We start from the raw sequence: 9,425 nt of genomic DNA, 5'->3' as shown, positions 1-9,425 counted from the left end.
CCCCCTGGGGCATCCCCCAGGCCCCAACGAACGGCCTCAGATCGCGCACGTCGAGATCGTCGATCTGGACGCTGACGGTCTGCCCGACATCCTGGTCTGCGATGCGGGGCGCAGCCGGATTTCGTGGATACGGCAGGCGCCGGCCGGGACCTATGAGGAACGTTTGATTAGCGACGACATCCTCGCTCCGGCCCACGTCGAGGCGGTCGATCTCGATGGAGACGGAGACCGTGATCTGCTGGTGGCGAGCCTGGGGCAGCTCTTCCCGAGCAACTTGCGAATCGGGGCCGTCGTCGTGCTCGAGAACCTTGGCGGCGAGCGCTTCGAGAGTCATGTCGTTGCCGACGGGATTCCCCGGGTAGCCGATGCGCGCGCGGGCGATCTCGACGGCGACGGTGATCCCGATTTGACGGTCGCCGCCTTCGGCTATGACTACGGCGAGACCCTCTGGCTGGAGAACCGGGGGGGCTGGGTGTTCGAACCGCACGTTCTCCAGCGGTTGTCGGGCGCGATCAACGCCGTGATCGTCGACATCGACGGTGACGATGCGCCCGACGTGGTCTCGCTGGTCAGCCAGGAGTGGGAAGAGGTGTGGGCGTTCGATACGGGCGATCAGTTCGAAGCAGAGCTGATCTGGGGATCCGCGAACGCCGATTTCGGATCGAGTTGGATCAGCGTGGTCGATCTGGACGGCGACGGGCTCTCGGACCTTCTGCACAGCAACGGGGATGCGTTCGACTACGCACCGGCCAACAGCCGGCCCTGGCACGGCGTCCAGTGGCTGCAGAATCTGGGTGATCGGCGATTCCGGCCCCGCCGCATTGCCGACCTGTCCGGAGCGTCGAGTCCACAGGCGGATGACGTGGACGGCGACGGCGACCTGGATGTCGTCGTGGCCAGCGCATACAACCAATGGAGCGACCCGGAGGTGCGCAGCCTGGTGTGGCTGGAGAACGATGGCGAGATGCGATTCGCGATGCGCCGCATAGCCGTCGCACCCACACACCTCGTGACGTTGGCCATGGGAGATCTCGACGGAAACGGAACACCCGATCTGGTGACCGGCGGCATGCACATCAGCCCTCCGTATGACCGGATGTCGCGCGTGACGATCTGGAGCAATCGTGAGAACGGGCCTCGCCCCTGATTCCTTCCCAAGTTGCGGGCCAGACCCGGTGGATGGACGCGCCCGGTGTGGGCAACGCCCCCGGTATTCGCGCTCCGCGGTGGTGGTGGCGGCTCTCGCGTTGGCGCTTGGGTGCGGCGCCGGCGGCACCGCCCCCGGCCTGCAGTTGCCGGCCCTGCCCGACACGCTCGAGCCCGAAGCGGTGCGGATCCACCTGACGGACGCTGATCACGCCGCGCGCGCCAACCGGCGCTCAGCCGAAGCCGTCGGCGCCCTCGGGCTCGCCTACCACGCGGACCTGTACTACGACCGGGCGATTGAGAGCTACGCGCTCGCCGAGGCTCTGGATCCGGACGAATGGCGATGGACCCACTACCGCGCAATGGCCCACGTCTCGCGGGGTGACGCCGAACGAGCCCGTGAAGCCCTCGTGCGGGTGGTCGAATCTGCTCCCGATATTGCTCCGGCGTGGTGGCGCCTGGGCGACGTGGCGTTCAAGACCGGCCGCCGAGACGAGGCCACCCGCGCCTGGCGGCGCGTGATGGAGCTTCCCGAACCCGCTACCCCGCCGGCGGCGGCCACGGCTGGGCACACGCCGCTGGGCCCACTGGCGGCCTACGCCGCATTCGGGCTCGCGCGGCTGCACCTTGACGACAGCCCGGCGCAGGCTCGGGAGCTGCTGGAAGGCGCGACCGGAGAGGCGCCGCGGTTCGGGCCGGCGTTCCGGTTGCTCGGCGACGCGTATGCCGCCCTTGGGCGAGACGACGACGCCACTCGCGCTCGACGGCGCGCGGCAGCCCTGCCGCGCTTCGCGCCGTACGTCGACGAGTTCTTCCAGACACTCATCGACGAGTCGCGGAGCGCAGCCTTCCTGCTCCAGCAAGCGTCCACCGCCGATCTGACGACCAACGGCGCCTGGCGTGAGCACCTGGTGCGGCGGGCGCTGGCGGTCGACCCTGACAATCGGGACGCCCTCTTTGAGCTCGCCACCATGCTGCGCGTCGAACGGCGCTACGGAGAGGCGCTGGAGTTGCTGGAGCGCCATCGCCGGCTCTTTCCGGGCGATCCTCAGGTGGTTGCGGACATCGGGAGATGTTTGTCCGCGCTACGGCAGTACGCCGCCGCGGAGCCGCTCCTCCGCGAGGCGATGGAGACTCTGGACACGTCCGAGACACGCTACGACCTGGCCCTGGTACTGGATCGGAGCGGCCGGCTCGACGAAGCGGTCGCCGAGTACGAGCGCGCGCTCGATCGAAACCCGAACCACGTCGACGCATTGATTAACCTCGGTATCGCACTGGCGCGGCAAGGGGAACTCGTTCGGGCGACGCGCCTGTTCGAGCGTGCCGCGACGGTCGATCCGGAGCACGCGGACGCCCAGGCGAATCTGGGTGCCCTCTACCTGGCGGAGGGTGCGCGCGAGGCGGCGCGCCAGGCGTTCGAGCAGGCGCTCGAGATCGATCCCGGCCACGCGGGCGCCGCCGAGGGCCTGCGGCAACTGGGCCCGCGGTAGCCACAGCGTCCGGTTGTCCATCACTGATCGGCGATGTATGATGCCGAAAGGCCGCCCGCTCGCTCGGGCCGTTATCGATCGTCGTTCAGGCACGTCGTCGTTCGCACACCGGATCCTGCGCGAAGCGGGCCGCGGTTCGGGCGGGCTGACGTTAGTGTCGGCCCGTAATGTCGCGCGATGCGACAGGAGGGTACTCCATGCGAGTACGGCGGTTGGGTCGGGCCTTGGCTCCGGCGGTCGTCTTCACCTTCCTCACCGTCCCGTCCGCGGTTCTGGCACAGGATGCCGAGATCGCGGGCGTCGTGACGGACAACACCGGGGGGATTCTTCCCGGTGTCACTATCGAAGCGTCGAGCCCGGCGCTCATCGAGCAGTCGCGTGTGGTCTTTACCGACGGCCAGGGCGCGTACCGCATCATCGCACTCAATCCGGGCGTGTACACGGTGACGTTCACCCTGCCCGGATTCAGCACGGTGGTCGTCGAGGGGGTGGAGTTGACGGCCACCTTCACCGCCAATGTCGACACGCAGTTGGCCGTAGGCGGTGTGGAGGAGACGGTCACCGTCACCGGCGAGAGTCCGCTGATCGACGTCCAGACGGTGACCCAGACCGAGGCGCTCACCGCCGAGGTGCTGGCCGAGCTGCCGACGGGGCGCTCGTTCCAGAACGTCGGCATCCTCGTGCCCGGAGTGCAGGTGCCCCTCAGCCAGCAGGACGTCGGCGGCGCCGACGGCGCGAACTGGCAGACGATGGAGGTTCACGGAAGCCGCGGCGATCAGATGCCTCTGGTGATGAACGGCATGCCGTTCAACAACATGAACAACACCGGAGGCGGCTACAACCACACGATGGCCATCAACACCGGCGCGGTGGCGGAAATGACCGTCACCACGAGCGGTACCGACGCGGAGTACCGGTCGAGCGGGGTGGTTGCGAACAGCATCGCCAAGGAAGGCGGGAACCAGTTCACTTTCGACCTGTACGCCGACTACACGAATGGGGGCATGCAGTCCGACAACCTCGGGCAGGACCTGATCGATCTGGGGTTGCGGCAGGTCAACTCCGTCAAACAGGTGTCGGAGTTCAACCCGACAATGGGGGGGCCGCTCGTTCAGGACCGCTTGTGGTTCTATCTCGGCTACCGCAATCTCGTTTCGACGCAGTGGAACACCGATTCGTTCGAACGGATCGATCCGCTCGATCCGCAGTTCTGCCGCACGGAAGGCGGGTGTCAGTACGGGGACAGGCTGGTTCCCGATCAGCGCGATTTCTCCAAGCCGGCCTTCGCGGGTGATCGGTACTTCCACACCGCCACGCTGAACCTGACCTCACAGCTCACCCCCCGGAACAAGCTCATCGCCTACTACCAGTTCGGCAAGCGGCACAAGGTGAGCGACTCCGGTCTCAACCGGACGCCCGAGGCGACGGACTACCTCACCTCGGACCCCGACTACCTCGGTCAGCTCCGGTGGACCAGTCCGGTCACGAGCCGTCTGCTGCTCGAGGGAGGCCTGACGTTCTACAACGAGACGTGGCGCTTCCTGCAACAGCCCGAGTTCCCGGTTGCGGCGGACGTGATAGCCAAGCGCGAGCTGTCGACCAATACGCGGTACGCGGCGGACGAGACGACCTGGGACGCCTACAACCACCAGTGGAACATGCGCTTCTCGCTCAACTACGTGACCGGCACGCACTCCTTCAAGGTGGGCATGCAGGACATGTGGGGAACGCGCAACTACACCGCCTTCGGGACCCAGGCGCAGCACTGGGACTTCAATCAGGGGATGCCGGCGCGGATCTGGCAATATGCAAGGCCCCTCGAGGATCTTCAGAAGCTGCGGGCGGCGCTGGGCATCTACGCCCAGGACCGCTGGACCATCGATCGCGTCACGCTGAACCTGGGCGTCCGTTACGACTTCCACGAGGCCTACGTGCCGGGGCAGACTACCGCGGAGCTCCTCTGGGTGCCCGCGACAACGTATGCCGAGGTGCCGGACACCCCGTCCTGGAAGGACATATCGCCCCGGGTGGGGATGTCCTGGGATGTGTTCGGCACCGGACAAACCGTTGTCCGCGCCAACTTCGGGCGGTACGTGGCCAGCGAGTCGGTCGCGACCGCTACCGCCAACAACCCCGTCAACACGCGCATCAATGCCGCGTTCCGCACCTGGAGCGATGCTAACGGCGACTTCGTTCCCGACTGCGATCTCCGGAACCGGGGGGCAAACGGCGAATGCGGCGCGATGAGCGCGCAGCTTGGCGATCCCGCCATCGTCACCCGCTGGAATCCCGCGATCGTTCGCGGTTCCGGCGTCCGCCCCAACGACACGGAGATCCTGTTCGGCTTGCAGCAGGAGTTGACGCCGCGCATCAGTCTGGATGTCCAGTGGACCCGCCACTGGTACGGCAACTTCTTCGTGACGCAGAACCGGGCGACGCCGGCGTCGGGCTTCGACGAATTCTGCGTCACGGCGCCGGTCGATTCGCGCCTGCCGAACGGTGGCGGCAACGAGATCTGCGGCTTCATGAACATCCAGCCGCAGTACTTCGGGCAGACGGACAACTGGGTCACGTCCGCGGACGAGTTCGGTGACGTTACGGACGTGTACACGGGGCTGGATGTATCGGTGCAGGGGAGGCTCGCCAACGGCGGCATATTCAACGCCGGCGTCAGCACGGGACGCGAGCGCACCGACTTCTGCGACATCATCCAGCACGCGAGACTCGGTTCGAACGCCGCGACCTCGGCGGGCACGATCGGGTCGACGAACGTCGCGTCGTTCCCGAGCACGAACTACTGCGCGACGTCCCCGCCCTACCAGCCCGACTTCAAGGCCCTTGCCACCTATCCTCTGCCCGGGGACCTGACCCTGAGCCTGGTCTGGCAGAACCGGGCCGGACCGGAGGTGCTGGCGCCCTACTTCGCCACCAACGCCGACATCACCGGGCTAGGCCGGCCGCTGACGGGCGGGGGACAGGTCGTCCACCTCGTTCCGCCGGGGACGCACTACGGGGAGCGCGTCAATCAGTTGGACCTCCGGTTCTCGAAGAACCTGAACGTTGGAGAGGGGCGGCTCCAGGTCAACGCCGCTCTGTACAACGTGTTCAACACCGACGCGACCCTCACCTGGAACACGACCTTCGGATCGGCCTGGCTCTCGCCGACGCAGATCATGCAGGGGCGCATGTTCAAGGTCGGCGCGACGATCAGCTACTGACCGTCGCTTGAAGGCTTCGGTTGTGCGCGAAGGGCCCGTCCCGAACCCGGGGCGGGCCTTTCGTCTCTTCAGGCCATGGCGGCCACGCTTCCGGGGTGGAGAAACCGCGAGTGCGGTGTATGTTCACAGCATGCGCGCGCAGCCTCTGACCGGGCTGGTTCTCGCCGCCTCGCTCGCGCTTCCAGCAGGCGTGGGGCTGCTGGCGGCGGGCGCGTCCGGCGCGGAGTGGTTCGAGGATTGGACCGCCCACGCCGGCATCGATTTCGTGCACGTCAACGGAATGTCGGGCAGCTACGACTTTGCCGAGATCTTCGCCCCGGGGGTCGCACTGGTCGATTTCGACAACGATGACGATCTGGACATCTACTTTCCGCAGGGGCAGCCGCTGGAACCCGCCATGTCAGCGGAAGGGAACCATGCGCCGGCGGCGTCGCCCCGGTGGGGCGACCGCCTGTACCGAAACGATCTCGTCGTTCACGCCGACGGCTCCCGAACCCTTCGTTTCACCGACGTGACGGCGGAGAGCGGCCTGGACGCACCGGGGTACGGCATGGGCGCCGTGGCGGGCGACTTCGATAACGACGGCTGGGTCGACCTCTATCTCACCCGCCTCGGTGCGGATCGCCTGTTCCGGAACAACGGCGACGGCACGTTCGACGACGTGACCCTCGGGGCGGGAACGGACAACGACCGCTGGGGGCTCTCGGCGACGTTTCTCGATTTCGATCGCGACGGCTGGCTGGACCTCTACGTCGGCAACTACGTGGATCACCGCCCCGGCGGCGACGCCGACTGCTCGACGCCGACGGGAATACGGAACTACTGCGGGCCCCAGCGGTACCTGCCGGTGGCCGACCGGCTGTACCGCAACCGCGGTGACGGGACGTTTGCCGACGTAACGGCCGAGTCCCGGATCGCGACCACGTACGGCCGCGCCCTCGGCGTCGTCGCCGACGACCTCGATGGCGACGGGTGGACCGACATCTACGTGGCCAATGACGGTGACGAGAACCAGTTGTGGATCAACAACGGGAACGGCACTTTCCGGGACGAGGCGTTGCTGGCGGGAGTGGCGCTGAACCATGCGGGGACGGCCGAGGCGGGCATGGGAGTCGACGCGGCCGACTTCGACAACGATGGTGATGTCGATCTCTTCGTGACGCACCTCGACAACGAGACCAACACGTTGTACGTCAACGACGGGTCGGCGATGTTCGACGATCGCAGCGCCCGCGCCCGGCTGGCGGCGCCGAGTCTGCCGTTCACGGGCTTCGGCGCGCGTTGGATCGACGCCGACAACGACGGTTGGCTGGACCTGCTTGCGGTCAACGGGGCGGTGAGCGTCCTCTGGCCGCTCGTGCAGGCGGGAGACCCGTTTCCGCTGCACCAGCCGAATCAGCTCTTCCGCAACCTCGGCGACGGCCGCTTCGAGGACGCGACGGGGCACGCCGGACCGGCCCTGCGCCTCTCGGAGGTGAGCCGCGGTGCGGCTTTCGGCGACCTCGACAACGACGGCGACATGGATGTCGTCATCGGCAACAACAACGGGCCGGCGCGGCTCCTCCTCAACCAGGTCGGCAACCGGAACCACTGGCTGGGACTGCGGCTGGTGGGAGGTGATCCGCCGCGGGTGATGACGGGCGCCCGAGTTGGCGTCTTCCGGGACGGATACCCGACGCTTCGGCGCCGGGCCCGCACCGATGGCAGCTACGCCTCCGCCAGCGACCCGCGCGTCCTGGTCGGACTCGGGGAAACGGCAACGGTGCAACGGGTCGAGGTGGCGTGGCCGGATGGGCAGGTCGAGGAATGGGTGGACGTCGCGGCCGACCGGTGGCTCTCGCTCAGGCAGGGGACCGGACGGCCCCTCTCGAGGTGACCCCGTGAGGTGCGGGAGAGGCCTGCGGCGCCAGCTTCTTTCCGTGCTGCCACTGCTCGGGCTCGCCGTGGGGCTCGTGCCGGGCCGGGTCGGCGCCACCGGCGCCCGACTGGCAACCGGCGAGGCGCAGGTGGTGCGGGAGGTGACGCTCCCCGAGGTGGGAAGCCTGCATCCGGCGGTGCAGCAGCAAGTCGGGGCGGCCTACCGGACACTTCTCGCCGTAGCGCGGGATCCCGCGGCCGGGCGGGCCGCGCGCGCCGACGCCTACGGTGAGTTGGGAATGCTGTTCATGGCCGCGGACCTGCTGCCGCATGCGGAGGAGTGTCTCGACAATGCGCAGGTGCTGGCGCCGGAGGACTTCCGGTGGCCGTACGTGCTGGGTCACGTTCGACGGCGGATGGGTGACCTCACCGTGTCCGCGGCTCGTCTGGAGCGCGCGCTGGAGCTCCGGCCGGACTATCTTGCGGCGGCCGTCTGGCTCAGCCGCGTCTACCAGGAACTGGGGGAACCGCACCGGGCCGGCCCGCTCGTCGCCGGGATGCTCGCGCGGCGGCCCGACACGGCCGCCCTCCGCTTCGAGGCCGGACGCATCGCGCTGGCGGCGGAGGACTACGCGACGGCCGCGGAACACATGGAAGCGGCCCTGGACCTGGATCCCGAGGCAGGCAGCATCCACTATCCCCTGGCGATGGCCTACCGGCGCCTGGGCGATCGTGAGGCGGCGGAACAACACCTCCGGCGGCGGCGGGCGGAAGGTCCGGGCGCTCCCGTCCAGCTCCCGGATCCCGTCATGGCGTCCCTGAACGGGGTCCTGGAGAACCCGGAGTACTACCGCGACCTCGCGTTCTACGCCGCGGCCAACGGCGACTGGGCGCTCGCGGCGGCGCACTTCCGGACTGCCTCCGTCGCGGCCCCCGACGTGGCCATGCTCCGGTTGAACCTCGGGACCGCTCTGGAGCGCCTGGGGGACACCGGCGGCGCGGAGGCCGCGATCCGCGAGGCGCTGGGTCTCGACCCCGGCCTGTATCAGGCGCACCACGCACTGGGCGCCCTCTTCGCGAGAACCGGCCGCGACGCCGAAGCGATCGACAGGTTCCGCGACGCGGTGTTTCACAACCCCAACTTCGTCGCCGGGCACCTCGCGCTCGGCGACGCTCTGCGGCGGACGACGAGGGTAGAGGCATCCCTGGCCTCCTACCGTCGCGTGATCGAGCTCGACCCGGCTAACGCCGCGGCCCGGTTCGGAGAAGCGATGGCCCTGGTGCGCCTCCGGCGCTACGGGGAAGCCCGCGACCGCCTGGTCCGGGCGGCGGCGGTCCATCCCGGCCGCGCCGAGTTCTCCCACGCGCTGGCGCGCCTGTTCGCGGCGGCGCCCGATGACGGGGTGCGCGACGGCCGGCGGGCTCTGGAGTTGATGCGAACCCTGGTGACTTCCGAGCAGACGTCGGCGGTCGCCGAGACGATGGCTATGACGCTGGCCGAACTGGATCTGTTCGCCGAGGCCGTTGAGTGGCAGCGGGCGGCGATGGCGATCGCGACCAGGGCCGCGCGCCCCGACGTCGCGGATCGTATGGCGTCGAATCTGGAGTTGTACCTGCGGCGAGAGCCGTGCCGCACACCGTGGCGGGATGACGATCCGGATCTCCTGCCCGCTCCCCCCGCCGGGCCGGCACTTGAGCCCGAAAGGTGACC

General features: G+C 68.4%; 5 protein-coding genes. All 5 read left to right on the top strand.

Annotated features, from left to right (window positions below):
• On the top strand, nt 1-1,147 hold a 1,147-nt coding region (locus F4Y45_00725; GenBank protein ID MXY23035.1), incomplete at its 5' end, for a VCBS repeat-containing protein.
• 85 nt (nt 1,148-1,232) lie between these two features.
• The gene (locus F4Y45_00720; GenBank protein ID MXY23034.1) at nt 1,233-2,639 is read left to right on the top strand and encodes a tetratricopeptide repeat protein; all 1,407 of its coding nucleotides are present in this window, start codon (nt 1,233-1,235) and stop codon (nt 2,637-2,639) included.
• A 167-nt stretch (nt 2,640-2,806) separates the two neighbouring features.
• Complete coding sequence (locus F4Y45_00715; GenBank protein ID MXY23033.1) at nt 2,807-5,857, top strand: TonB-dependent receptor; 3,051 nt, start codon at nt 2,807-2,809, stop codon at nt 5,855-5,857.
• A 130-nt stretch (nt 5,858-5,987) separates the two neighbouring features.
• Nucleotides 5,988-7,733 (top strand): CRTAC1 family protein, encoded by a 1,746-nt coding sequence (locus F4Y45_00710; protein MXY23032.1) that lies wholly within the window; start codon nt 5,988-5,990, stop codon nt 7,731-7,733.
• Nucleotides 7,648-9,423 (top strand): tetratricopeptide repeat protein, encoded by a 1,776-nt coding sequence (locus tag F4Y45_00705; protein MXY23031.1) that lies wholly within the window; start codon nt 7,648-7,650, stop codon nt 9,421-9,423. Before F4Y45_00710 ends, F4Y45_00705 begins: the two co-directional genes overlap by 86 nt.
• The last annotated feature ends 2 nt before the right edge of the window (nt 9,424-9,425 follow it).

This window comes from Acidobacteriota bacterium, from assembly GCA_009838525.1.
In the GTDB taxonomy this organism is placed as follows: Bacteria; Acidobacteriota; Vicinamibacteria; order Vicinamibacterales; family UBA8438; genus VXRJ01.
This window is presented reverse-complemented; position numbering and strand designations above follow the sequence as displayed.